The 23,405-nt window shown below is 66.3% G+C and carries 22 protein-coding genes and 9 tRNA genes; 9 read left to right on the top strand and 22 right to left on the bottom strand.

Annotation, left to right across the window (positions count from 1 at the left end; all coding sequences use genetic code 11):
• The first annotated feature begins 12 nt into the window (after positions 1-12).
• From dapC to ACK5F2_RS15030, 6 genes are all read left to right on the top strand, one after another.
• Positions 13-1,224 (top strand): succinyldiaminopimelate transaminase, encoded by a 1,212-nt coding sequence (gene dapC / locus ACK5F2_RS15055; protein WP_409865991.1) that lies wholly within the window; start codon positions 13-15, stop codon positions 1,222-1,224.
• A gap of 14 nt (positions 1,225-1,238) precedes the next feature.
• The gene (dapD, locus tag ACK5F2_RS15050; protein WP_409865988.1) at positions 1,239-2,057 is read left to right on the top strand and encodes a 2,3,4,5-tetrahydropyridine-2,6-dicarboxylate N-succinyltransferase; all 819 of its coding nucleotides are present in this window, start codon (positions 1,239-1,241) and stop codon (positions 2,055-2,057) included.
• A 63-nt stretch (positions 2,058-2,120) separates the two neighbouring features.
• A complete protein-coding gene (locus ACK5F2_RS15045; RefSeq protein WP_409865987.1) occupies positions 2,121-3,287 on the top strand; it encodes a PilT/PilU family type 4a pilus ATPase in 1,167 nt (388 codons plus the stop codon).
• A gap of 44 nt (positions 3,288-3,331) precedes the next feature.
• Complete coding sequence (dapE, locus tag ACK5F2_RS15040; RefSeq protein ID WP_409865985.1) at positions 3,332-4,483, top strand: succinyl-diaminopimelate desuccinylase; 1,152 nt, start codon at positions 3,332-3,334, stop codon at positions 4,481-4,483.
• Positions 4,480-5,385 (top strand): 50S ribosomal protein L3 N(5)-glutamine methyltransferase, encoded by a 906-nt coding sequence (gene prmB, locus ACK5F2_RS15035; protein ID WP_409865983.1) that lies wholly within the window; start codon positions 4,480-4,482, stop codon positions 5,383-5,385. Before dapE ends, prmB begins: the two co-directional genes overlap by 4 nt.
• Positions 5,382-7,397, top strand: a complete 2,016-nt coding sequence (locus ACK5F2_RS15030; protein ID WP_409865980.1) for an ABC-F family ATP-binding cassette domain-containing protein — start codon at positions 5,382-5,384, stop codon at positions 7,395-7,397. The genes prmB and ACK5F2_RS15030 overlap by 4 nt, the downstream gene beginning before the upstream one ends.
• On the opposite strand, the gene ACK5F2_RS15025 is transcribed toward ACK5F2_RS15030, so the two are convergent.
• Complete coding sequence (locus ACK5F2_RS15025) at positions 7,398-7,751, bottom strand: DUF1304 domain-containing protein (RefSeq protein ID WP_409865979.1); 354 nt, start codon at positions 7,749-7,751, stop codon at positions 7,398-7,400.
• 107 nt (positions 7,752-7,858) lie between these two features.
• On the opposite strand from ACK5F2_RS15025, the gene ACK5F2_RS15020 reads away from it, so the two are divergent.
• Positions 7,859-8,359: a MarR family winged helix-turn-helix transcriptional regulator gene (locus tag ACK5F2_RS15020; RefSeq protein ID WP_409865976.1), complete on the top strand. Its 501-nt coding sequence runs from the start codon at positions 7,859-7,861 to the stop codon at positions 8,357-8,359.
• Between the two features lie 13 nt (positions 8,360-8,372).
• The gene (locus ACK5F2_RS15015) at positions 8,373-8,798 is read left to right on the top strand and encodes an organic hydroperoxide resistance protein (RefSeq protein ID WP_409865973.1); all 426 of its coding nucleotides are present in this window, start codon (positions 8,373-8,375) and stop codon (positions 8,796-8,798) included.
• A gap of 13 nt (positions 8,799-8,811) precedes the next feature.
• Here the strand turns inward: ACK5F2_RS15015 and ACK5F2_RS15010 are convergent, their stop codons facing one another.
• Positions 8,812-9,735 (bottom strand): asparaginase, encoded by a 924-nt coding sequence (locus ACK5F2_RS15010; RefSeq protein WP_409865971.1) that lies wholly within the window; start codon positions 9,733-9,735, stop codon positions 8,812-8,814.
• A 58-nt stretch (positions 9,736-9,793) separates the two neighbouring features.
• Between ACK5F2_RS15010 and lexA the strand changes: the two genes are divergently transcribed.
• Positions 9,794-10,555 (top strand): transcriptional repressor LexA, encoded by a 762-nt coding sequence (gene lexA, locus ACK5F2_RS15005; protein ID WP_409865969.1) that lies wholly within the window; start codon positions 9,794-9,796, stop codon positions 10,553-10,555.
• A 163-nt stretch (positions 10,556-10,718) separates the two neighbouring features.
• Here lexA and ACK5F2_RS15000 read toward each other — a convergent pair.
• From ACK5F2_RS15000 to truA, 20 genes are all read right to left on the bottom strand, one after another.
• Positions 10,719-10,795 (bottom strand) — tRNA-Asp (locus tag ACK5F2_RS15000).
• 37 nt (positions 10,796-10,832) lie between these two features.
• Positions 10,833-10,908, bottom strand: a tRNA-Glu gene (locus tag ACK5F2_RS14995).
• A 48-nt stretch (positions 10,909-10,956) separates the two neighbouring features.
• Positions 10,957-11,032: transfer RNA gene (locus ACK5F2_RS14990), tRNA-Ala, on the bottom strand.
• 35 nt (positions 11,033-11,067) lie between these two features.
• Positions 11,068-11,144: transfer RNA gene (locus tag ACK5F2_RS14985), tRNA-Asp, on the bottom strand.
• A gap of 37 nt (positions 11,145-11,181) precedes the next feature.
• A tRNA-Glu gene (locus tag ACK5F2_RS14980) sits at positions 11,182-11,257 on the bottom strand.
• Positions 11,258-11,306: 49 nt separating this feature from the next.
• Positions 11,307-11,382 (bottom strand) — tRNA-Ala (locus tag ACK5F2_RS14975).
• An 88-nt stretch (positions 11,383-11,470) separates the two neighbouring features.
• Positions 11,471-11,547 (bottom strand) — tRNA-Asp (locus ACK5F2_RS14970).
• 119 nt (positions 11,548-11,666) lie between these two features.
• Positions 11,667-11,742: transfer RNA gene (locus ACK5F2_RS14965), tRNA-Glu, on the bottom strand.
• A 48-nt stretch (positions 11,743-11,790) separates the two neighbouring features.
• Positions 11,791-11,866: transfer RNA gene (locus ACK5F2_RS14960), tRNA-Ala, on the bottom strand.
• A 49-nt stretch (positions 11,867-11,915) separates the two neighbouring features.
• A complete protein-coding gene (gltX, locus tag ACK5F2_RS14955) occupies positions 11,916-13,319 on the bottom strand; it encodes a glutamate--tRNA ligase (protein WP_409865967.1) in 1,404 nt (467 codons plus the stop codon).
• Positions 13,320-13,347: 28 nt separating this feature from the next.
• On the bottom strand, positions 13,348-14,595 hold the full coding sequence (locus tag ACK5F2_RS14950) for an O-succinylhomoserine sulfhydrylase (RefSeq protein ID WP_409865966.1): 1,248 nt from the start codon (positions 14,593-14,595) through the stop codon (positions 13,348-13,350).
• Entirely contained in the window at positions 14,592-16,103 is a 1,512-nt protein-coding gene (gene purF / locus ACK5F2_RS14945) for an amidophosphoribosyltransferase (RefSeq protein ID WP_409865964.1), read from the bottom strand. The genes ACK5F2_RS14950 and purF overlap by 4 nt, the downstream gene beginning before the upstream one ends.
• Before the next feature lie 46 nt (positions 16,104-16,149).
• On the bottom strand, positions 16,150-16,644 hold the full coding sequence (locus ACK5F2_RS14940) for a CvpA family protein (RefSeq protein WP_409865962.1): 495 nt from the start codon (positions 16,642-16,644) through the stop codon (positions 16,150-16,152).
• A 4-nt stretch (positions 16,645-16,648) separates the two neighbouring features.
• Positions 16,649-17,479 (bottom strand): SPOR domain-containing protein, encoded by an 831-nt coding sequence (locus tag ACK5F2_RS14935; protein ID WP_409865960.1) that lies wholly within the window; start codon positions 17,477-17,479, stop codon positions 16,649-16,651.
• 30 nt (positions 17,480-17,509) lie between these two features.
• Positions 17,510-18,871, bottom strand: coding sequence for a bifunctional tetrahydrofolate synthase/dihydrofolate synthase (folC, locus tag ACK5F2_RS14930; RefSeq protein ID WP_409865959.1), 1,362 nt, complete (start codon positions 18,869-18,871; stop codon positions 17,510-17,512).
• A gap of 60 nt (positions 18,872-18,931) precedes the next feature.
• A complete protein-coding gene (gene accD / locus ACK5F2_RS14925) occupies positions 18,932-19,804 on the bottom strand; it encodes an acetyl-CoA carboxylase, carboxyltransferase subunit beta (protein ID WP_409865957.1) in 873 nt (290 codons plus the stop codon).
• Positions 19,805-19,827: 23 nt separating this feature from the next.
• Positions 19,828-20,637 carry a tryptophan synthase subunit alpha gene (gene trpA, locus ACK5F2_RS14920; RefSeq protein WP_409865956.1) on the bottom strand — a complete coding sequence of 270 codons (810 nt, stop codon included), beginning with the start codon at positions 20,635-20,637 and terminating at the stop codon, positions 19,828-19,830.
• Positions 20,634-21,896, bottom strand: coding sequence for a tryptophan synthase subunit beta (trpB, locus tag ACK5F2_RS14915; RefSeq protein WP_409865955.1), 1,263 nt, complete (start codon positions 21,894-21,896; stop codon positions 20,634-20,636). The genes trpA and trpB overlap by 4 nt, the downstream gene beginning before the upstream one ends.
• 15 nt (positions 21,897-21,911) lie before the next feature.
• The gene (locus ACK5F2_RS14910; RefSeq protein WP_409865953.1) at positions 21,912-22,562 is read right to left on the bottom strand and encodes a phosphoribosylanthranilate isomerase; all 651 of its coding nucleotides are present in this window, start codon (positions 22,560-22,562) and stop codon (positions 21,912-21,914) included.
• 4 nt (positions 22,563-22,566) lie between these two features.
• Positions 22,567-23,355, bottom strand: a complete 789-nt coding sequence (gene truA / locus ACK5F2_RS14905; RefSeq protein WP_409865950.1) for a tRNA pseudouridine(38-40) synthase TruA — start codon at positions 23,353-23,355, stop codon at positions 22,567-22,569.
• Positions 23,356-23,405: the final 50 nt, after the last annotated feature.

Raw genomic sequence — 23,405 nt, 5'->3', positions numbered from 1 at the left:
GCCCCCGCCGCCATGAATCCCTTGCTGGACAAGCTCCACCCCTACCCCTTCGAGCGCCTGCGCGCGCTCACCCAGGGCATCACGCCCAATCCGGCCTACCGCCCCATCAGCCTGGGCATCGGCGAGCCCAAGCATCCGGCGCCCAAGCTCATCGAGGAGGCCCTGATGGCCAGCCTCAAGAGCCTCTCGGCCTACCCCGCCACGGCCGGCGAGCCCAAGCTGCGTGAGGCCATCAGCGCCTGGCTGCAGCGCCGCTACGGCCTGAGCCTGGATGCCGCCCCCCAGATACTGCCGGTGAACGGCTCGCGCGAGGCGCTCTTTGCGCTGGCGCAAACCGTGATCGACCCGAGCCGCCCCGGCGCCACCGTGGTCTGCCCGAATCCCTTCTATCAGATCTACGAGGGCGCGGCCCTGCTGGCCGGCGCCCAGACGGTCTTTGCCAACAGCGACCCGACGCGCAACTTCGCGGCCAACTGGTCGCAGATCGACGCGGCCACCTGGGCCCGCACCCAGCTGCTCTACACCTGCTCGCCCGGCAACCCCACCGGCGCGGTGATGCCGCTGGAAGAATGGGAGGCCCTGTTTGCACTCAGCGACAAGCATGGCTTCGTGATCGCCTCGGACGAGTGCTACTCCGAGATCTACTTCCGCGAGGAAGCGCCGCTGTCCGGCCTGGAGGCCGCCGTCAAGCTGGGCCGCCACGACTTCCGCAACTTGATCGCCTTCACCAGCCTGTCCAAGCGCTCGAACGTGCCGGGCATGCGCTCGGGCTTTGTGGCCGGTGACGCCGCCCTGATCAAGAAGTTCCTGCTCTACCGTACCTATCACGGCAGCGCCATGAACCCGATGGTGCAGGCCGCCAGCATCGCCGCCTGGAACGACGAAGCCCATGTGGTGGCCAACCGCGAGGAGTACCGCGCCAAGTTCGCGCGCGTCACGCCCCTGCTGGCCCAGGTGCTAGACGTGGCCCTGCCGGATGCGAGCTTTTATCTGTGGGCCGGCGTGCCCGCCCATGTCTGCGGCGGCGACGATATCGCCTTCGCCCAGCAGCTGCTCGCTCAATACAATGTGACGGTGCTGCCGGGCAGCCTGCTGGCCCGCGAGGCCCATGGCCTGAACCCCGGCGCCGGCCGCGTGCGCCTGGCCCTGGTGGCCGACCAGGCCGAGTGCCTGGAAGCTGCGCAGCGCATCGTCGAATTCGTTTCCTCCTTCTCCTCCAAGTGAACCCTCAGAGCACCATGAGCCAACTGCAAGCCACCATCGAACAGGCCTGGGAAGACCGCGCCACCCTGAACACCAGCAGCACCGGTGCCGTGCGCGAGGCCGTGGACCATGTGCTGGGCGAGCTGGACGCGGGCCGCCTGCGCGTGGCCGAGCGCCAGGGTGTGGGCCAGTGGACCGTGCACCAGTGGATCAAGAAGGCCGTGCTGCTGTCCTTCCGCCTGAACGACAACCAGCTGATGGGTGAAGGCGCCCTCACCTTCTTCGACAAGGTGCCCAGCAAGTACGGCCAGATGGACGAGGCCGCCATCCGCGCATCCGGCGTGCGCGTGGTGCCGCCCGCCGTGGCCCGCCGCGGCAGCTTCCAGGCCAAGAACGTGATCCTGATGCCCTCCTACGTGAACATCGGCGCTTATGTCGACGAAGGCACCATGGTGGACACCTGGGCCACCGTGGGCAGCTGCGCGCAGATCGGCAAGAACGTGCACCTGAGCGGCGGCGTGGGCATCGGCGGCGTGCTGGAGCCACTGCAGGCCAACCCCACCATCATCGAGGACAACTGCTTCATCGGCGCCCGCTCTGAGGTGGTGGAAGGCGTGATCGTGGAAGAGAACTCCGTGATCTCCATGGGCGTGTACATCGGCCAGAGCACGCCCATCTACGACCGCGAGACCGGCACCGTGAGCTATGGCCGCGTGCCCGCCGGCTCGGTGGTGATCAGCGGCTCCCTGCCCAAGGACGGCGGCAAGTACAGCCTCTACGCCGCCATCATCGTGAAGAAGGTCGACGCCGGCACCCGCGCCAAGACCAGCATCAACGATCTGCTGCGCGCCTGATCGTTGGCCGGGCCCGGTGGCCCGGCCAAGATCGCCAGCATTGACCCGGAAGGCAAGCACAGCATGAGCAGCAGCGGCAATATGGAGCGCATCCTGCGTCTGATGGCGGACAAGGGTGCCTCGGACTGCTATCTCTCCGCCAATATGCCGGTGCTGATACGCATCAACGGCCAAATTCACCAGCTCTCCGACCAGCTGCTCGCGCCCAGCCAGCCCCGCCAGCTGATCGCGGAACTCATCGATGCCGGCCAGCTGGCCGAGCTCGACGCCACGGGTGAGCTCAATATGGCGGTGGCCGTGCCCAAGGTGGGGAGCTTCCGGCTCTCGGGCTTTCGCCAGCGCGGCTCCATCGCCGCGGTGTTCCGCCACATCCCCCATGTGATCCCCTCGCTGGAGTCTTTGAATCTGCCGCCCATCCTGGGCAAGATGATTCTGGAAAAGCGCGGCCTGATTCTCATGGTCGGCGCCACCGGCACCGGCAAGAGCACCACCCTGGCCGCCATGCTGGAGCATCGCAACCAGCAGATGGCCGGCCACATCCTCACCATCGAGGACCCGCTGGAATACCTCTTCAGCAACAAGCGCTCGGTGGTGAACCAGCGCGAGGTGGGGCGCGACACCGCCTCGCTGCAGATCGCGCTGAAGAACGCGCTGCGCCAGTCGCCGGACTGCATCCTGATCGGCGAGATCCGCGACCGCGAAACCATGACCGCGGCCATCTCCTACGCCCTGTCCGGCCATCTGGTGGTGGCCACCTTGCACGGCAACAACAGCTACCACGCGCTCAACCGCATCCTGTCCTTCTACACGCCGGAATCGCGCCCGGCCCTGCTGAACGACCTGGCCGCGGGCCTGAAGGCCGTGGTCTCGCAGCGCCTGGTGCGTGCCACGGCCGGCGGCCGCGTGCCCGTGACCGAAATCCTGCTCAACACCAAGCTGATCGCCGAGCTGATCGAACGCGGTGACTTCACGGGTGCGAAGGAGGCCATGGAGAAGTCCATCGCCGAGGGTTCGCAGACCTTCGAGGAGCATTTCGCCAAGCTCATCAAGGACGGCACCATCACCCGCGAGGAAGGCCTGGCCTTCGCCGACTCACCGACCAATCTGCTCTGGCGCCTGCAGAACGACAACCCCGCCGCGCTGAGCGCGGCCACGGGCAAGAAGAAGGAAGAGCCCGCCAGCGATCTGGCCAGCTTCACCGAAATCACCCTGGACGTCCGTCCCGACTGAGCGCCTGAACCAAGGGGCAGACCAACACTGCCCCGCCCCTGCCCATGAGCCACACCCTTGCCCTGCTCGAAACCCTGATCGCCCGGCCCTCGGTCACCCCGAGCGATGCCGGCTGCCAGGACCTGATTGCCGAACGCCTGGCTCGCTGCGGCTTTGAGATCGAGCGCATGGACAGCGGCCCCGAGCATTTCCGCGTGGCCAATCTCTGGGCCCTCAAGCGCGGCAGCGCGGGCGATGATGGCCCGGTGCTGATGTTCGCCGGCCATACCGATGTGGTGCCGCCCGGCAAGCTCGAGGCCTGGACCAGCGACCCGTTTGTACCCAGCTACCGCGAGGGCCGGCTCTACGGCCGCGGCGCGGCCGATATGAAGGGTTCGGTGGCGGCCATGGTGGTGGCGGCCGAGGAGTTCGTGGCGACCCACCCGGAGCACCGCGGCAGCGTGGCTTTCTTGCTGACCAGCGACGAGGAAGGCCCAGCCGTGGACGGCACCGTGGTGTGCTGCGAGCGGCTCCGCGCGCGTCAGCAGCGCCTGGACTTCTGCATCGTGGGCGAGCCCACCTCGGTGGAGCGCCTGGGCGATATGGTCAAGAACGGCCGCCGGGGCACGCTCTCGGGCAAGCTGCGCGTGCTGGGTATCCAGGGTCATGTGGCCTACCCCCACCTGGCCCGCAACCCGGTGCACCAGGTGGCTCCCGCGCTGGCCGAGTTGGCCGCGGCCGAATGGGATCGTGGCAACGACTACTTCCCGGCCACCACCTTCCAGATCTCCAATATCCACGCGGGCACGGGCGCCACCAATGTGATCCCCGGCGATGTGGTGATCGACTTCAACTTCCGCTTCTCCACCGAGTCCACGCCCGAAGGGCTCAAGCACAAGGTCGAGACCCTGCTCAAGCGCCACGGCCTGGACTACGAGCTGGCCTGGCCCCTGGGCGGTGAGCCTTTCCTGACGCCCGTGGGCAGCCTTAGCGAGGCGGTGGGCGCTGCCATTGCGGCCGAGACGGGGCTGAAGCCCGAACTCTCCACCACCGGCGGCACCTCGGACGGCCGCTTCATCGCCAAGATCTGCCCCCAGGTGCTGGAGTTCGGCCCCATCAATGCCACCATCCACAAGGTGGACGAGAACGTGCCCGCCGACTGCATCGATCCGCTCAAGAACATCTACCGGCGCACGCTGGAGAACCTGCTGCTGTGAAGCTCATCACCTGTATCGAACAAGAAGCCGCCCGCCTCACGGAGGCGGGCGTTTCATTTGGACATGGCACGGCCACCGCCTTTGACGAGGCCGTCTGGCTGGCCCTGTGGCGCCTGGGCCTGCCCCTGGATGCCCTGGACGAGCATGCCCAGCAAGACCTGACACCCGACCAGCAGGCCCAGATCGCCACCCTGGTGGACGAGCGCATCGCCAGCCGCAAGCCCGCCGCCTACCTGACGCGCGAGGCCTGGCTGCAGGGCGTGCCGTTTTATGTGGACGAGCGCGCCATCGTGCCGCGCAGCTTCATCGCGGAGCTGATCGCCGACGCCAGCATCGACCCCTGGCTCAGCGAGGCCACCACCGAGGTGCTGGACCTGTGCACCGGCAATGGCAGCCTGGCCGTGCTGGCCGCCCTGGCCTGGCCCGAGATCCGCGTGGACGCGATCGACCTCAGCCCCGAGGCCCTGGAAGTGGCCCGCATCAATGTGGACAAGCACGGCCTGCAGGACCGCATCCGCCTGCTGCAGGGCAATGGCCTGGCGCCCGCCGCGGGCAAGGTCTATGACCTGATCCTGTGCAACCCGCCCTATGTCAACAGCGCCTCCATGGCCGCCCTGCCCGCCGAGTACCGCGCCGAGCCCGAGCTGGCCCTGGCCGGCGGCGCTGACGGCATGGACTTTGTGCGTGATCTGCTGGCCCAGGCGCCGAGGCATCTCAGCGAAGACGGCGTGCTGGTGCTGGAGATCGGCAACGAGCGCCCCTTCTTTGAAGCCGCCTTCCCCGCCCTGGCCGTGGCCTGGATGGACACCTCCTCCGGCGCCGACCAGGTCTGCCTGATCACGCGCGAGGCCCTGCTGCTGGCGCAGAGCGCGGCCGAACCCGGACAAGAAGAACAAGAATGATCCAACTGAAGAACATCACCCTGCGTCGCGGCACCAAGATCGTGCTGGACGACGCCAGCGTCACTCTGCAACCCGGCGAGAAGATCGGCCTGGTGGGCCGCAACGGGGCCGGCAAGTCCAGCCTCTTCGCCCTGCTGACCGACCGGCTGCAGAGCGACAAGGGCGAGATCGAGATCCCGCGCCAGTGGGCCGTGGGCGAGGTCGCGCAGAACATGCCCGAGACCGAGATGCCGGCCACCGACTTCGTGCTGGAAGGCGACACCCGGCTGATGGCTGCGCGCAAGGCGCTCGAGGACGCCGAGGCCGCCGAGGATGGCCACGCCATGGCCGAGGCTCATGGGCTCTTGATGGACGCCGGCGCCTTCGACGCCCGCCCGCGCGCGCAGGCCCTGCTGATGGGCCTGGGCTTCAAGGGCAGCCAGGTCGATGCCCCGGTCAACAGCTTCTCCGGCGGCTGGCGCATGCGATTGCAGCTGGCCCGCGCCCTGATGTGCCCGGCCGACCTGATGCTGCTGGACGAGCCCACCAACCACCTGGACCTGGACGCCCTGGTCTGGCTGGAAGCCTGGCTGCAGCGCTATGACGGCACCCTGATCGTGATCAGCCATGACCGCGAATTCCTGGATGCGATCACCAAGGTCACCCTGCATCTGGACGAGGCCAAGCTGCACCGCTACGGCGGCAACTACACCGCGTTCGAGGCCATGCGCGCCGAGCGCATGGTGCTGCAGCAGGCAGCCTTCGAGAAGCAGCAGGACCGCATGGCCCATCTGCAGAAGTTCATTGACCGTTTCAAGGCCAAGGCCAGCAAGGCCAAGCAGGCACAGAGCCGGGTCAAGGCCCTGGAGCGCATGGAGAAGCTGGCGCCGGTGCTCACCGCTTCGGACTTCAGCTTCGAGTTCCGCGAACCGGTCAGCCTGCCCAACCCCATGCTGATGTTCGATGAAGTCGCCTGCGGCTACGACACGGACGAGGGCGAGAAGATCATCGTGCGCGGCATCGACCGCTCGGTGCTGGCCGGCCAGCGCATCGGTATCCTGGGCGCCAACGGCCAGGGCAAGTCCACCGTGGTCAAGACCGTGGCGCGCATGCAGCGCGCCATGGGCGGCAAGATCACCGAGGGCAAGGGCCTGTCCATCGGCTACTTCGCCCAGCAGGAAATGGATGTGCTGCGGCCCGACGAAGGCCCGCTGATGCACATGGTTCGTCTGGCCAAGGAAGTCAGCCCCAGTGCGCGGGAGCAGGAGCTGCGCGACTTCCTGGGCCAGTTCCGCTTTGTCGGCGATATGGTGAACCAGGCCGTGGGCAGCCTCTCGGGCGGCGAGAAGGCCCGCCTGGTGCTGGCCATGCTGGTCTGGCAGCGCCCCAATCTGCTGCTGCTGGACGAGCCGACCAACCACCTGGACCTGCAGACCCGCGAAGCGCTCTCCATGGCGCTCAACGAGTTCGAGGGCACGGTGATGCTGGTCAGCCACGACCGCGCCCTGTTGCGCGAGGTCTGCGACGAGTTCTGGCTGGTTACGGCCGGCAAGGTCGGCCCCTTCGACGGCGATCTGGACGATTACCAGAAGTGGCTGCTGGACCAGTCCCGCGAGATGGCCAAGCTGGCCAAGGAAGCGGCCCGCAAGGCCGCCGCCATACCGGCCACCACATCGGCCACTGCGCCCGCTGTGGCTGTGGCCGTGGCGGCCCCCGCACCTGCACCCGAACCCGCCGCGCCCCAGGTCTTCAAGCGCGAGGACCGCAAGGCCAGCGGTCAGGCCCGTGCCCGCCTTGCCGAGCAGACCAAGCCGCTGCGCAAGGAGATGGAGCAGATCGACGCCCGGCTCAAGAAGCTGGCCGACGAGCGCCTGGCCATCGAGTCCGAGCTGGCCAGCGGCAGCGCCGCCCCGGCCAAGATTGCAGACCTGGGCAAGCGCCTGAAAGCCATCCATGACGAGCTGGAAGCCGCCGAGATGCGCTGGCTGGAGCTCAGCGCCGAGATCGACGCCATCCAGGCCGCAGCGGCCTGATCAGCGCGCCAGCAGCACTGCCGCGATCGCGATGATCGCCGGCAGGGCCTGCACATAGAGGATCTTGCGGCTGGCCGTGGCCGCGCCGTAGAGGCCGGCCACCAGCACACAGCCCAGAAAGAAGAGCTGGGTGGCGGTATCAGCGCGCAACAAACCCCAAACCAGACCCGCGGCCAGAAAGCCGTTGTACAGCCCCTGGTTGGCGGCCAGCACCTTGCTGGCCTGGGCGAACTCGGCCGTCAGCCCGAAAGCCTTGCGCCCCTGTGGCTTGGTCCAGAGAAACATCTCCAGCACCAGGATGTAGAGGTGGATCAGGGCCACCAGGGCCACCAGCGCTTGCGCAAGCATCGTCATCGTGTGTTCTCCTCGTCTTGATTCGGGCATCCGGGCCGACTTGCCCCAGGAGTGCCAAAAGACCATTTAAATGGTGCGCAATTAAATTGCCGACTACATTATCACCCATGCCAAGCAGCAAGACACACAACACACAGCCTCCGGTACCCAGTGCCGACTGGCTGCGCCTGGACCAGCAGCTGTGCTTTGCCCTCTATGCCAGCTCCCTGGCCATGACCAAGCTCTACAAACCCCTGCTGGAGCCCCTGGGACTGACCTACCCGCAGTATCTGGTGATGCTGGCGCTGTGGGAGCAGGACGGCATCGGCGTGTCCACCCTGGGCCAACGCCTGTCGCTGGACTCGGGCACGCTCACCCCCTTGCTCAAGCGCATGGAGGCCGCCGGCCTGCTGCTGCGCCAGCGCGCGGCCGAAGATGAACGCCGCGTCGACATCCTGCTGACGCCGGCTGGCCGTAGCCTCAAGGCGCAGGCGCTGGAGATTCCGCCGCGGCTGGCCTGTGCCGCCGCTTGCTCGCTGGAAGAACTGAGTTCCCTGACCCGACGCCTGCACGAGCTGCGACAGCAGCTGGCGGACGCCGAGATTCCCTCACCCACCCATCCTGTTTGATAGGAAGCACACCATGGCCCTCGACAAAGTCCTCTACACCGCCCGCGCCACCTCCACCGGCGGCCGCCAGGGCACGACCTCCAGCTCGGACGGCGCGCTGAATGTGCAGCTCTCCACGCCCAAGGAACTGGGCGGCGCTGGCGGCCCCGGCACCAATCCCGAGCAGCTCTTCGCGGCCGGCTACTCGGCCTGCTTCATCGGCGCACTCAAGCATGTGGCCATGATGAAGAAGGTGGCCCTGCCGGCCGAGGTGTCCATCACCGCTGACGTGGGCATCGGCCCCATCCCCGCGGGCTTCGGCATCCAGGTGGCCATGAGCATCTCCGTGCCCGGCGTGGACCGTGCCGTGGCCCAGGCGCTGGTGGACGCGGCCCACCAGGTCTGCCCCTACTCCAATGCCACCCGCGGCAATATCGACGTGACCCTGACCCTGGCCTGATCGGCCAGCCCCCTCAGCGCTCGGCCAGCAGATCCAGCAGCAGCCGGATCCTGGCCTTGACCGGGCTCAGCGCTCCCGCGCTGGGCAAGGCGCCGGGCAGGTCCATCACCGGCCCGGCATCACAACGCGTGCTGCGCAGCACACGCACACCCGCCGCCTGCGCTTCGCGCAAAGCGGCCTCCAGATCCGTGGCCAGCGTGCCATTGCCGGTGCCCGCCACCACCAGGCCATGAGGCCGCTGCGTGGGATGCGCGAGCAGGGCCCTGAGCAGGGCGCCGTCCGCGCCCACATGGTTCCACAGCAGCATCACTCGCGGCCATTCGGCCGCCGGCCGGGCAATGCGCGCCAAGCCCAAGGCCTGGCCCTGCGGCCAGGCTCCGAAGCAACGCACCCGCCCCTCTTCCACCACACCCAGCTGGCCGCCCTCGGCCGAGGCAAAAGCCTCCACCTTGTAGCTGTGCACCTTGCGCACCTGTTCGGCACCGTGGATGGCGCCGGCAAACACCGTGAGCACGCCACGCGCCTCGGGCTCGCGCGCCAGGGCCACGGCATCCAGCAGGTTCTGCGGGCCATCGGTCTGCAAGGCGGTGGCGGGCCGCATCGCAGCGGTCAGCACCACGGGCTTGGACGGAGCCAGCACCTGCTGCAGAAAGTAAGCCGTCTCCTCCAGCGTGTCGGTGCCATGCGTCACCACCACGCCCGCCACCTCGGCCCGCGCCAGATGCTCGGCAATGCGCCGCGCCAGGCGCTGCCAGGTTTCGAAGCCCATGTCCTTGCTGTCCAGCTGGGCCACCTGCTCGGCTTCCAGCGCTTGGCCGGACAGGGCCGGAATGGCGCTCACGAGCTGGTCCACACCCAGCTGGGCCGCCGTGTAGCCCACATTGTCATTGGCCTGACCGGCGCGGCCGGCAATCGTGCCACCGGTGCCAAGGATCACGACACAGGCGGAAGTCTCTGAGGGGATATGCGCTTGCAAGATGAAGAATCCTGGATGAATGAACAGTTACTGGATATACAATCAGCGGGTCGCCCCCAACGCTACAGTGAGGTCAGCCGTGGACAGCAGCAGCCCCAAACTCACCGCCCGCCAGCAGCAGATTTTCGATCTGGTGCGCGAGGCCATCGAGACCACCGGCGCTCCGCCCACCCGGGCCGAAATCGCCGCCGAACTGGGCTTTCGCTCCGCCAACGCCGCCGAGGAGCATCTGCAGGCACTGGCGCGCAAAGGGGTGATCGAGTTGCTGGGCGGCACATCGCGTGGTATCCGCCTGAAGTCTGACACACTGCGCGCCCTCAACCAGGAACGCCGCGAACGGGTAGAGCGCGAAAGCAGCCGCCAGTTCGCCCTACCCCTCCCCCAACTCGCCCAGCTCACACTGCCCTTGGTGGGCCGCGTGGCGGCTGGCGCACCCATCCTGGCCGAAGAGCACATCGAACAGAGTTACACGGTGGAAGCCGGCATGTTCGCACGCCGGCCCGACTTCCTGCTCAAAGTCAAAGGCATGAGCATGAAAGACATTGGCATCATGGATGGCGATTTGCTGGCCGTGCAGAAGAGCAGCGAGGCCCGCAACGGCCAGATCGTGGTGGCGCGTATCGGCGACGAAGTTACCGTCAAGCGCTATCAGAAGAACCGCGGTGGCATCAGCCTGCTGCCCGAGAACCCGGACTTTGAGCCCATCGAGGTTCGCCCCGGCGAGGAGTTTGCGATCGAAGGCCATGCCGTTGGTCTGATCCGCAATAGCCTGAGCTTTTGAATCCGGCTTCGGCGTGAGGTTTTAGCCGTTACACGCTGACCGGATTTCAGCCGAACAGTATCTTGAGAGCAAGACAAACCAAGGTTCGCATGAGCAATCTGGTTTCCTGACGCCAGAAACGAAAAATCCCCGGAAGCCTGCGCAATCCGGGGATTTATTATTTTGGCGGAGTGGACGGGGCTCGAACCCGCGACCCCCGGCGTGACAGGCCGGTATTCTAACCAACTGAACTACCACTCCGCGTGGCGATGATTGCCGTCTAGTGCAATCATCTAACTGGTACCTCGTAGGGGATTCGAACCCCTGTAGCCACCGTGAAAGGGTGGTGTCCTAGGCCTCTAGACGAACGAGGCAAAGCCTTTTGACTTGAACCGCGCGCCACTCAAACTTCCTAGAAAGCTTGGTGGAGGTAAGCGGGATCGAACCGCTGACCTCTTGCATGCCATGCAAGCGCTCTCCCAGCTGAGCTATACCCCCGTATCGGGTAACGCGCTGTTCAAGCGTACAAATTGTGGCGGAGTGGACGGGGCTCGAACCCGCGACCCCCGGCGTGACAGGCCGGTATTCTAACCAACTGAACTACCACTCCGCGTGGCGATGACTGCCGTCTAGTGCAATCATCTGACTGGTACCTCGTAGGGGATTCGAACCCCTGTAGCCACCGTGAAAGGGTGGTGTCCTAGGCCTCTAGACGAACGAGGCAAAAGCCTTTTGACTTGAACCGCGCGCCACGAAAATTCCCTGAGGAATTTGGTGGAGGTAAGCGGGATCGAACCGCTGACCTCTTGCATGCCATGCAAGCGCTCTCCCAGCTGAGCTATACCCCCATATCGGGTAACGCGCCGTTCAAGCGTATTCTTTTCTCTACCCTAAATACAAACGGCCAACTGAATGGCCGTTTGCATCTGCAAACCTTGGCGGAGTGGACGGGGCTCGAACCCGCGACCCCCGGCGTGACAGGCCGGTATTCTAACCAACTGAACTACCACTCCGCAGTGGAATAATTTTCACAATCTTGGCTCATTATATATCAATAATTTGCCAACATTGCCAAGCTTATCAAACTTGCCATTCTCACAACGAGCTGCCAGTGATGGCACCCCGAAGGATTTGGTACCTCGTAGGGGATTCGAACCCCTGTAGCCACCGTGAAAGGGTGGTGTCCTAGGCCTCTAGACGAACGAGGCAAAAGCCTTTGACTTGAACCGCGCGCCACTCAAACTTCCTAGAAAGCTTGGTGGAGGTAAGCGGGATCGAACCGCTGACCTCTTGCATGCCATGCAAGCGCTCTCCCAGCTGAGCTATACCCCCTTAGCGGGTAACGCGCCGTTCAAGCGAGAAAAAGATTATAGAACGTTTTTTAGATGCTGCGCAAGCGTTCGATGAGCATGTTCTTATCAAACAGTTCCAGCACCGCATCGACGGAAGGCGTCTGGGCTCGGCCGCAGGCCAGCACGCGCACTGGAATCGCAAGTTGGGGCATCTTCAGACCATGAGCGGCAATCACTTCCTTGATAGCGGCCTGAATGGCGACCTTGTTCCAATCCACCGTCGCAAACTTGTCCGCCAGGGCCGCAATGGCCGGCTTCACCGCCTCGGTGACATGGGTCGACAGGTCCTCGGCGCTGGGGTTCACCGGCGCGAAATACATGGCCAGCCAGTCCGCCAGGGCCACCGTGGTGGCGCAGCGGTCCTTGAAGAGCGTGCACATCGGCGTCAAGCGCTCAACCGAGGCTTCAATGCCGCGCTTGGCCAGCTGCCCCTGGACCAGGGCTGCCAGACGGGCGTCATCGGCCTGTTTGATGTACTGGCTGTTCACCCACTCCAGCTTGGCCGGATCCCACTGCGCGGGGCTCTTGGAGAGATGGCTGCCATCGAACCAGCTCACCATCTGCTCGCGCGAGAACAGCTCATCGTCGCCATGGCTCCAGCCCAGGCGGGCCAGGTAGTTCAGCATGCCTTCGGGCAGATAGCCATCGTCCTCGTAGGCGGTGACGCTGACCGCGCCGCGGCGCTTGGACAGCTTGAGCCCATCGTCACCCAGGATGATGGGCAGATGACCAAAGGCCGGCAGCTCGGCGCCCAGGGCACGGAAGATATTGATCTGCCAGGGCGTGTTGTTGATGTGTTCGTCCCCGCGGAACACATGGGTGATGCCCATGTCCCAGTCGTCCACCACCACAGCAAAGTTGTAGGTGGGCACACCGTCCGGGCGCAGGATGATCAGGTCGTCGATCTCGCGGTTGTTGATGGTGATCGTGCCCTTGACCAGATCGTCCCAGCTCACGTCGCCGTCCACCGGATTCTTGAAGCGCACCACGGGCTTCACGCCCTCGGGCACCGGCGGCAGCACCTTGCCCGGCTCGGGGCGCCAGGTGCCGTCGTAACGGCGCTTCTCGCCGCGCGCATCCTGGGCGGCCTTCATGGTTTCCAGCTCTTCGGGCGAGCAATAGCAGCGGTAGGCGGTACCGGCGGCGATCATCTGCTCGATCACGGCCTGATAACGCTCCAAGCGCTGCATCTGGTAGACCGGGCCCTCGTCGTACTCCAGGCCCAGCCACTTCATCGCGGCCAGGATCTGCTCCACCGAATCCTGGGTGGAGCGGGCCACATCGGTGTCCTCGATGCGCAGCACGAACTGGCCGCCGTGGTGGCGGGCATAGGCCCAGGAGTAGAGGGCGGTGCGCGCCGTGCCCAGGTGCAGAAAGCCGGTGGGCGAGGGAGCGATGCGGGTGCGGACAGGCTTCTTGCTGAGGTCGTTCATGCGGAAAGCTTCTTGTGGAAAGGGGTCTTCAGGGATTCAGCGTGCTCAGGCCGCGCAGCAGATCGTCCTGGATGTCGGCCACATGCTCCAGGCCCACGGACAGACGGATCAAGCCCTGCTGGATGCCGGCGGCCTGGCGCTGCGCCTCGCTGAGGCGGCCATGCGAGGTGGTGGCCGGATGGGTGATGATGGACTTGGTATCGCCCAGATTGGTGGCGATGCTCAGTACCCGGGTGCTGTCGATCACGTGGTAGGCGCGGGCGCGGGCCTGCTCGGGCGAATCGCCCTTGAGCTCAAAGGACAGCACCGCCCCGCCCTGCCCCGACTGCTGGCGCATGGCCAGCTCATGCTGGGCATGCGAGGGCAGACCGGGATAGTGGACGCGCGCCACCTCGGGCCGGGTCTCCAGCCAGCGCGCCACGGCCAAGGCCTGCTCGCTCTGGGCCTTGAGGCGCAGGCTCAAGGTCTCCAGACCCTTGAGCAGCACCCAGGCGTTAAATGGCGAGAGCACCATGCCGGCCGTGCGGATCACCGGGGCAAAGACATCGCGGATCAGGTGATTGGGGCCGCAGAGCGCGCCACCCATGACCCGGCCCTGGCCGTCCATGAACTTGGTGGCGGAGTGCATCACCAGATCGGCCCCCAGCGCGGCCGGGCGCTGCAGGGCCGGGCTGGCATAGGTGTTGTCCACCACCAGCAGGGCGCCCGCGGCATGGGCCATCTCGGCCAGGGCTGCGATATCGCAGACCTCGGTCAAGGGGTTGGTGGGCGTCTCGGCGAAGAAGAGCTTAGTGCTGGGACGCAGCGCGGCGCGCCACTCGTCCAGATCGGTCTGGGAGACAAAGCTGGTCTCAACACCGAACTTGCCAAACTCCTTGGCCAGGAGATTGATGGTGGAACCGAAGACCGAGCGCGAGCACACCACATGGTCGCCCGCCTTGAGCAGGCCCATGCACATCAGCAGGATGGCGCCCATGCCGCTGGCGGTGGCCACGGCGTTCTCCGTGCCCTCCATCGCCGCCAGGCGGGCCTCCAGGCTGCGCACCGTGGGGTTGCTGGTGCGGCCGTAGGTGAAGTCCTCGGAGTTGGCAAAGCGCTGGGCCGAGACCTCGGCGCTGGGCTGGATGAAGCTGGTGCTCAGAAAGAGGCCTTCCGAGTTCTCACCATGCTGGCTCGGCGCCAAGGCTGTGCGCACCGCCAGGGTCTCGGGCCGCAGGCCCCCGGGCAGCGTCGCCCGGGCGATGCGACGCTCTTCGTCACTCTGGAAATCGCTCATTGCTCTTGTCCGCTCTGCAGGGCCAGGCGAGTGCGGGCCGGACCATCTTCTTCCTCGGCCTGGCTCTGACGCTGCTCGCGCATGGTCGCAAAGTCCTCGGCCGACACATCGCCGGTGATGTAGTGGCCGTCAAAGCAGGAGGCCTCGAAGCCCGCAAGACCGGGCTTGAGCGCCGCCACCACACGCTTCATCGCGTCAACGTCCTGGTAGATCAGGGCATCGGCCCCGATGTACTGGCGCACCTCCTCGATGCTGCGGCCGTGGGCGATCAGCTCCTCCTTGGTCGGCATGTCGATGCCGTACACATTGGGGAAGCGCACCGGCGGCGCGGCCGAGGCCAGATAGACCTTGTTGGCGCCGGCCTCGCGGGCCATCTGCACAATTTCCTTCGACGTGGTGCCGCGCACGATGGAGTCATCCACCAGCAGCACGTTGCGGCCCTTGAACTCCAGACCGATGGCGTTGAGCTTCTGGCGCACCGACTTCTTGCGCGCACCCTGCCCCGGCATGATGAAGGTGCGGCCCACATAGCGGTTCTTCACAAAGCCCTCGCGGTAGGGCTTGCCGATCTTGTGCGCCAGCTGCATGGCCGAGGGACGGCTGGACTCGGGAATGGGGATCACCACATCGATATCGCTGGGCGGCATGGTGGAAATCAGACGCTGAGCCAGGGTCTCGCCCATGTTCAGGCGGGCCTGGTAGACCGAGATGCCGTCCATCACCGAGTCCGGGCGGGCCAGGTAGACGAACTCGAACATGCAGGGGTGGAGCGTCGGGTTCTCGGCACACTGCTGGGTGTGCACCTTGCCCTGGGTGTCGATGAACAGGGCCTCACCCGGCGCCACATCGCGGGTCAGCTTGTGGCCCGTGCCCTCCAGGGCCACGCTCTCGCTGGCCACCATGAACTCGCCATCGGCCGACTGGCCGAAGCACAGCGGGCGGATGCCGTAGGGGTCGCGGAAGGCCAGCAGACCGTGGCCGGCGATCAGGGCGATCACGGCATAGGAGCCCTTGATGCGCTTGTGCACCGCACTCACGGCCTTGAACACCGCCTCGGGCGTGAGCGGCAGATCGCGCGCCACGCGCTCCAGCTCGTGCGCCACCACATTGATCAGCACCTCGGTATCGCTCTCGGTGTTGATGTGGCGGCGGTCGATGTCGAACAGCTCCTTCTTCAGCGCGTGCGCATTGGTCAGATTGCCGTTGTGCACCAGCACCAGGCCAAAGGGCGCGTTCACATAGAAGGGCTGGGCCTCTTCCTCGTTATAGGCGTTGCCGGCGGTCGGGTAGCGCACCTGGCCCAGGCCCACGGTGCCAGGCAGCGCGCGCATATTGCGGGTGCGAAACACGTCGCGCACCATGCCGCGCGCCTTGTGCATGAAGCACTTATTGCCCTGCATCGTGACGATGCCGGCCGCGTCCTGGCCGCGGTGCTGCAACAGCAGGAGCGCGTCGTAAATCAGCTGATTGACCGGCGCCTGGGAGATCACACCGACGATGCCACACATGGGACTGCTTCCTTGTCTTACGAAGATGAGGGCCGGAGCTTGTGGCTCAGGCCGGGATGAACTTCACCAGCTCGGCCGGCAACACCGGGGCCAGGCCGTGCAGGGTGGCGTGCAGCAGGGGTGCCAGCTGGGACGCACGCCAGGGATCGGATTGGGAGGCGGGCGTCATGCTCACCAGCACCACGGCCAGCAAGGCGATCAGCACACCGCGCAGCACACCGAAGCCGCCGCCCAGCAGCCGGTCGGCGATGGACAGCGGGGTGGCGTGAACCAAGGCCCGCAACAACTTCGCGCTCAGGCCCCAGACGATAAGAACAGCCAGAAAGCCCAGCACCAGACTCAGCGCCTGCAGCAAGGCTGGCCCCAGGCGCTCGGCCGGTAGCCAGGGCGTGATCCAGGGCGCCACATGCGGGCAGGCGAAATAGGCCACCACCCAACCCAAGATGGCCATCAGCTCGTAGATCAGGCCGCGCCACAGTCCCAGCAATACCGATATGGCCAGTACCGCCAGCAGGACCAGATCGACCCAGGCCATCGCCATGTCCTCAGAGACTTAGAACCGCCGTGGACAGGCCACCGCTGCGAAGCTTGGCGGCGACCTTGTCTGCTTCTTCCCGACTCGGGAAGGGACCGACACGCACACGGATGCGCTGGCCTTCTGCGGTATCCACGGCCTGTGTGTAGGTCTTGATACCTTGACGTTCCACCTTCATGCGCGCTTCCTGGGCGGCCTTGCTGTCGGCATAAGCGCCCACCTGCACGATGTAGCGCCCGGGCGCCGCCTCGGGCTTCTTGCCCTCGAGCAGAGCTTGCACCCGGGCCGCTTCCTTGCTGCCCGAGGCATCACGGCTCTCGTTCGTGGCCTTGCTCGCTGCGGGCTGCGCAGCCGCCTCCTTGCGCGGCTCTGGCTTGGGCTCTGGCTTGGGCGCAGGTTTGGGCTCGGCTTTGGATTCGGCCTTGAGCTGAGGCTTGACCTCGGACGCGGCTGGGGCCGAGCTGCGCGGCAGGATCTCCTCGCGAGCCTGAGCCTGCGCTGGCTTGGCTTCAGCCACAGGCTCCTGAATCACCACGGGCGGCGCCGTCGGGCGAGTCGCCGGCTGCACCTCCGGCGTCTGCACAGGGGCGGCTGGGATGGGCAGTGGCGCGGCGCCTTCCTTGCGCGGAATGTCGATGGGCAAGTCCACCGGAATAGGTCGCGGCTGGGTTTCAAACACCAGGGGGAAACCAATCACGCCCAAGCCGACCAGCACGGCAGCGCCAATCCGGCGGCGCCGTGCGCGTACGCGCAGCTGCTGGACATCGCTGGCCGACTCTGACACCGGCTTGGCCGCGGGCGCGGCCGTGTTGCGTTTGAAGAGGGACGACAGCAAACCCATGGACTCTCGTGGTGGAAGGCCGTGGCTCGATCAGGGCGCGGCAGGAGCTTGGGCCGGTGCCGGGCTTGCTCCGCCGGCACCGCCCAGACGCGGCACGCCCTGCTTGAGCACACCACCCACGGTGTAGAAGGAGCCGAAGACCAAACTTCTATCAGCGGGGTCTGCGGCCGCCGCCGCCGCGGCCAGGGCCTGGGCGGGATCGGCATGGCACTGGGTGCGCAGCTCGGCGGGGGTCTTGAGCGCCCCGCCGGCGCGCAGGCTCTCGAAGCGCTCGGCCAGGGCCGCGGCCGTGGCGGCACGCGGCAGCGGCAGGTCGCAGAAATGCCAGCTGTCGATCAGCGGGGCGATACGCGCCAGGATCTCGGCCAGATCCTTGTCGGCCATGGCGCCGAAGACCGCATGGGTGCGCGGGAAAAACCCCATCTGGTCCAGGTTCTGGGCCAGGGCCGCGATGGCATGCGGGTTGTGCGCCACGTCGAGCACCAGGGTGGGCTGGCCCGGCACCACCTGGAAGCGGCCGGGCAACTCCACCAGGGCCAGACCGGCACGCACCGCCTGGGCGCTGATGGGCAGGCGCTCATGCAGGGCCTCGAACACGGCGAGCACACCCGCAGCGTTGAGCAGCTGGTTCACGCCGCGCAGCGAGGGATAAGCCAGGCCGCTGAGGCGCTTGCTGCGGCCCACCCACTGCCACTGCTGGCGGTCGCCGCTGTATCTGAAGTCGCGGCCCAGCTGGCGCAGGTCCGCGCCGATCTGGGTGGCATAGGCGGCGATGGACGCCGGTGCCATGGGATCGCTGCAGACCACCGGACGACCGGCACGCATGATGTGGGCCTTTTCACGCCCCACGGACTCGCGATCCGGCCCCAAGAACTCGGTGTGATCCAGGTCGATGCTGGTGATCACGCTGCAATCGGCATCGATACAGTTCACGGCATCCAGGCGCCCGCCCAGGCCCACCTCCAGAATCACCAGGTCCAGCGGCTCGGCCGACAGGCGCGAGAGTATGGCCAGGGTGGTGAACTCGAAATAGGTCAGGGCCAGGCCGCCCACAGCGGCACGCGCCTTCTCCACCGCCTCGAAATGCGGCAGCAGAGACTCCGCCGAGACCGGCGCCCCACCCACGCGGCAGCGCTCCTGGAAATGCACCAGATGCGGCTTGATGTACAGGCCCACGCGGTAGCCGGCCTGCAGGGCGATGGACTCCAGCATGGCGCAGGTGGAGCCCTTGCCATTGGTGCCGGCCACCATCACGACCGGCGTGTCCTCGAAGCGCAGGCCAATGATGTCGCGCAGGTGCTGCACCCGCGCCAGGGTCATGTCGATTTCCTTGGGATGCAGGCGCTCGCAGTGAGACAGCCATTGCTCGAGCGTGGTGGGCAACACGGGCATGAACTCCAAAACAAGAACGGCCAGGCTCAAGCCTGGCCGTGGTCAGCGGGACGGCAGGACTCAGGCCACCGCGTCGGCGCTCTGGCGCTGCAGCTTGGCCAGGGCACGGGCAATGGTCTCGCGCAGCTGGCGGCGGTCCACGATCATGTCGACCGCACCCTTCTCCATCAGGAACTCGGCGCGCTGGAAGCCCGGAGGGAGCTTCTCGCGCACGGTGTTCTCGATCACGCGCGGACCGGCAAAGCCGATCAGGGCCTTGGGCTCGGCCAGCACGATATCGCCGACAAAAGCGAAGGAGGCCGAGACACCACCCATGGTCGGGTCGGTCAGCACGCTCACATAGGGCAGCTTGGCCTTGGCCAGACGGGTCAGGGCCGCATTGCTCTTGGCCATCTGCATCAGGGACAGCAGGCCTTCCTGCATGCGCGCGCCGCCGGTGGCGGTGAAGCAGATGAAGGGCACCTTCTGCTCCAGCGCGGCCTCGACGCCGCGGGCAAAGCGCTCGCCCACCACCGAGCCCATGGAGCCGCCCATGAAGTCGAACTCGAAGCAGGCGGCCACCACGGGCACGCTCATCACCGCACCGCCCATCACCACCAGGGCATCGGTCTCACCGGTGTTCTCCAGGGCTTCCTTGAGCCGGTCGGGATACTTCTTGCTGTCCTTGAACTTCAGCGCGTCGACCGGGATCACCTCCTGGCCGAGTTCATAGCGACCCTCACCGTCCAGGAAAGCGTTCAGGCGCGCACGCGCGCCGATGCGGTGATGGTGGCTGCACTTGGGGCAGACATTGACGTTCTGCTCCAGATCGGTCTTGTAGAGCACCGTCTCGCAGGACGGGCACTTGATCCAGAGGCCCTCCGGCACCGTGCGGCGCTCGGCGGGGTCGTTCTGCTGCATCTTGGGCGGCAGGAGTTTCTCAAGCCAGCTCATGGAGGCTCCTTTATCGGGTTTCTTCAGGCGTCGAGTGCAGCGCGGATCTCGCGGATGAACTGGGCGCCCGTCGCGGCGACATTATCCCTGTTCTGGACCTCGAGCAGCTGGACCAGGCGCGAACCGATCACCACCGCGTCCGAGACCTCGGCCACGGCGCGGGCCGTGGCACCGTCGCGGATGCCAAAACCCACGCCCACCGGCGTGTTCACATGGCGACGGATGCGCGGCACGGCCTCGGCCACGGCCGCCGTGTCCAGATGGCCGGCCCCGGTCACGCCCTTGAGCGAGACGTAGTAGACATAGCCACTGGCCAGGGCGCCGATGCGCGCCATGCGCTCCTCGCTGGAGGTGGGCGCAAGTAGGAAGATGGGATCCAAGCCCTGGCCCTTGAGCGCGGCGGCAAAGGCCTCGCACTCTTCCGGCGGGTAGTCCACGATCAGCACGCCGTCCACGCCCGCAGCCTTGGCGTCGGCCACGAAGCGCTCCATGCCATAGCGCTCCACCGGGTTGGCATAGCCCATCAGCACCACGGGCGTGCTGCTATTGCCCAGGCGGAAGGCGCGCACATAGTCCAGCACCTGCGTCATGCCGATGCCAGCCTTGAGCGCGCGCTCGCCGGCGCGCTGGATCACGGGGCCGTCGGCCATGGGATCCGAGAAAGGAACGCCCAGCTCGATCACATCGGCCCCGGCCTCGGCCATGGCCTGCATCAGCTCGACCGTGGCCTCGGGGTGCGGATCGCCGGCGGTGACAAAGGGAATCAGGGCCTTGCGCTGTTGCGCCTTCAGCGCTGCGAAGGTGGCGGCGATGCGTCCAGTGACGGGGCTCATTGGGCACCTCCCTTCACCAGACCCTTGACCTCGTGACCGGCCTGCGAGGGCTGGTCATAGACCTTGGCGCCGGAGAGATCGGCCACGGTGCCGATGTCCTTGTCGCCACGACCGGAGAGGTTGACCAGCAGCACCTGGTCGGGACGCATCGTGGGCGCGAGCTTGATCGCATGGGCCACGGCGTGGCTGGATTCCAGCGCCGGGATGATGCCTTCCGTGCGGCACAGGCGGTGGAAGGCGGCCAGCGCCTCCTGGTCGGTCACGCCCACATACTCGGCGCGGCCGATGTCCTTGAGGTAAGCATGCTCGGGGCCGACGCCGGGATAGTCCAGGCCGGCCGAGATCGAGTGGGTCTCGATGATCTGGCCGTCATCGTCCTGCAGCAGATAGGTGCGGTTGCCGTGCAGCACGCCAGGGCTGCCGGCACTCAGGGTGGCGGCATGCTTGCCGCTATCGACGCCCTGCCCTGCCGCTTCCACGCCGACCAGGCGCACCTGCTCATGCGGGATGTAGGGGTAGAAGATGCCGATGGCATTGGACCCGCCGCCCACACAGGCGAGCACGGCATCGGGCTGGCGCCCCACCATCTCGGGCATCTGCGTCAGGCACTCGTCGCCGATGATGCGCTGGAAGTCGCGCACCATGGCCGGATAGGGGTGCGGACCGGCCACGGTGCCGATGATGTAGAAGGTGGACTCGATATTCGTGACCCAGTCGCGCATGGCTTCGTTGAGCGCGTCCTTCAGGGTCTTGGAGCCCGATTCCACCGGCACCACGGTGGCGCCCAGCAGCTTCATGCGGTAGACATTGGGGCTCTGGCGCTTGACGTCCTCGCTGCCCATATAGACCACGCATTCCATGCCGTAGCGGGCGCAGATGGTGGCCGTGGCCACGCCATGCTGGCCGGCCCCGGTCTCGGCAATCACCCGCTTCTTGCCCATGCGCTTGGCAAGCAGGGCCTGGCCGATGGTGTTGTTGATCTTGTGCGCGCCGGTGTGGTTGAGGTCTTCGCGCTTGAGGTAGATCTGGGCGCCACCCAGCTCGCGACTCAGGCGATCGGCGTGATAGATAGGACTGGGGCGACCGACGAAATGCGCCAGCTCCTTGTTGAACTCCTGGATGAAGTCCGGGTCCTTGCGGTAGTGCTCGTAGGCCTCGTTGAGCTCATCGAGCGCGTGGACCAGGGTCTCGGCCACGAAGCGGCCGCCGTAGGGGCCGAAATGCCCGCGGCCATCCGGCTGGTTGTAGGCAATCGTCATGATGGGGAACTCTCTTCAGGTTTGGGGCGGTTCTGCCGCGATCTGGGCGTCGGCCTCACGGACGGCGGCACAGAACTGCCGGATCAGGGCGGCGTCTTTCAGGCCCTTGGCCTGCTCGACACCGGAACTCACATCAACGGCCCAGGGCCGTACCTGAAGCATCCCTTGGGCCACATTTCCGGCATGCACCCCACCAGACAACACGACTGGAGAGGGCACGTTTCTTGGAATGAGTGACCAATCAAAAACCTTTCCGCCGCCGCCATAGCCCTCGACATGGGCATCGAGCAGCAGGGCTTGAGCGCTGGAGTATTGCTGGGCGAAGTCTAGCAAATCAAAGCCGGGCAGCATGCGTGCGGCCCGGATATAGGGGCGACCGGCGCGCTGGCAATCCGCCGGGCTTTCATCGCCATGGAACTGCACCAGCATCTGCGGCAAGGCCTCCTGCGCCGCCTGCAGCAGCGCGGCCGGGGCGTTTACGAACAGCCCCACCGGCATCACGAAGGGCGGCAGCAAGCGCGCCAGCTCCGCCGCGCGGGCCGGGCTCACATGGCGCGGACTCTTCTCGTAGAAGACAAAGCCGATGGCGTCGGCACCGGCCGCCACGGCGGCCTCTACATCGGCCTCGCGGGTCAGGCCACAGATCTTGATACGGGTTCGGCTCATGGTCTCAGGGCAGCCAGTCCATGGCCGCCGTGCGTTCGGGGAGATTCAGCTCGGCATCGTAATAAGGGCCGACGAAATAGAGGCCATCGGGGGCAAAGGTGGGCGCCGCCGCGTCGCGATTGCGCGCGGCCAGCACCTCGATCAGCCAGTCCGGATGCCGGCTGCCCGTGCCCACGGCAATCAGGCAGCCCATCAGATTGCGCACCATATGGTGCAAGAAGGCCGAGGCATCGAACTCGAAGCGCCAGTAGGCGCCGCGCTTGCTGATCTCGATGCGGCGCAGCTGCTTGACCGGCGAGGCTGCCTGGCATTCCGAGGAGCGGAAGGACGAAAAGTCGTGCTCACCCAGCAGATGCGGCACGGCGGCCCGCATGGCCTCACCGTCCAGCGGCCGGAAGATCCAGCCCACCGAGCCGGTCTCGATGGCGGGCCGCACGGCGGACTCCAGCAGCAGATAGGCGTAGCGCCGGCCGCGTGCGTGGTTGCGCGCGTGAAACTGCGCCCCCGGAAAGGCGCACCACTGGATGGCGACATCGGGCGGCAGGTAGCGGTTGGTGCCGCGCACCCAGGAAAAGGGCTCGCGCTCCACCGGCGCATCGAAGTGAACCACCTGGTTCAGGCCATGCACACCCGTGTCGGTACGGCCGGCGCAGATGGTGCGGATGGGCTGGGCGGCGAACTGGCCGAGGGCCTTTTCCAGCGCGTCCTGCACCGTGCCGCCGCCGGGCTGGCTCTGCCAGCCCTTGTAGGCCTGTCCGCGATAGCTGACGCCCAGCGCCACCCTTGTGCTCAAGATCCGCTCCCGAAAAAGAAAAAGCGCCCGGCCAGGCCGGGCGCCCTGCA

The sequence above is a fragment of the Roseateles sp. genome, from assembly GCF_046300915.1.
Taxonomy (GTDB): Bacteria; Pseudomonadota; Gammaproteobacteria; order Burkholderiales; family Burkholderiaceae_C; genus Kinneretia.
The sequence above is the reverse complement of the archived record's forward strand: the minus strand, read 5'-3'. Positions and strand labels throughout refer to the sequence as shown.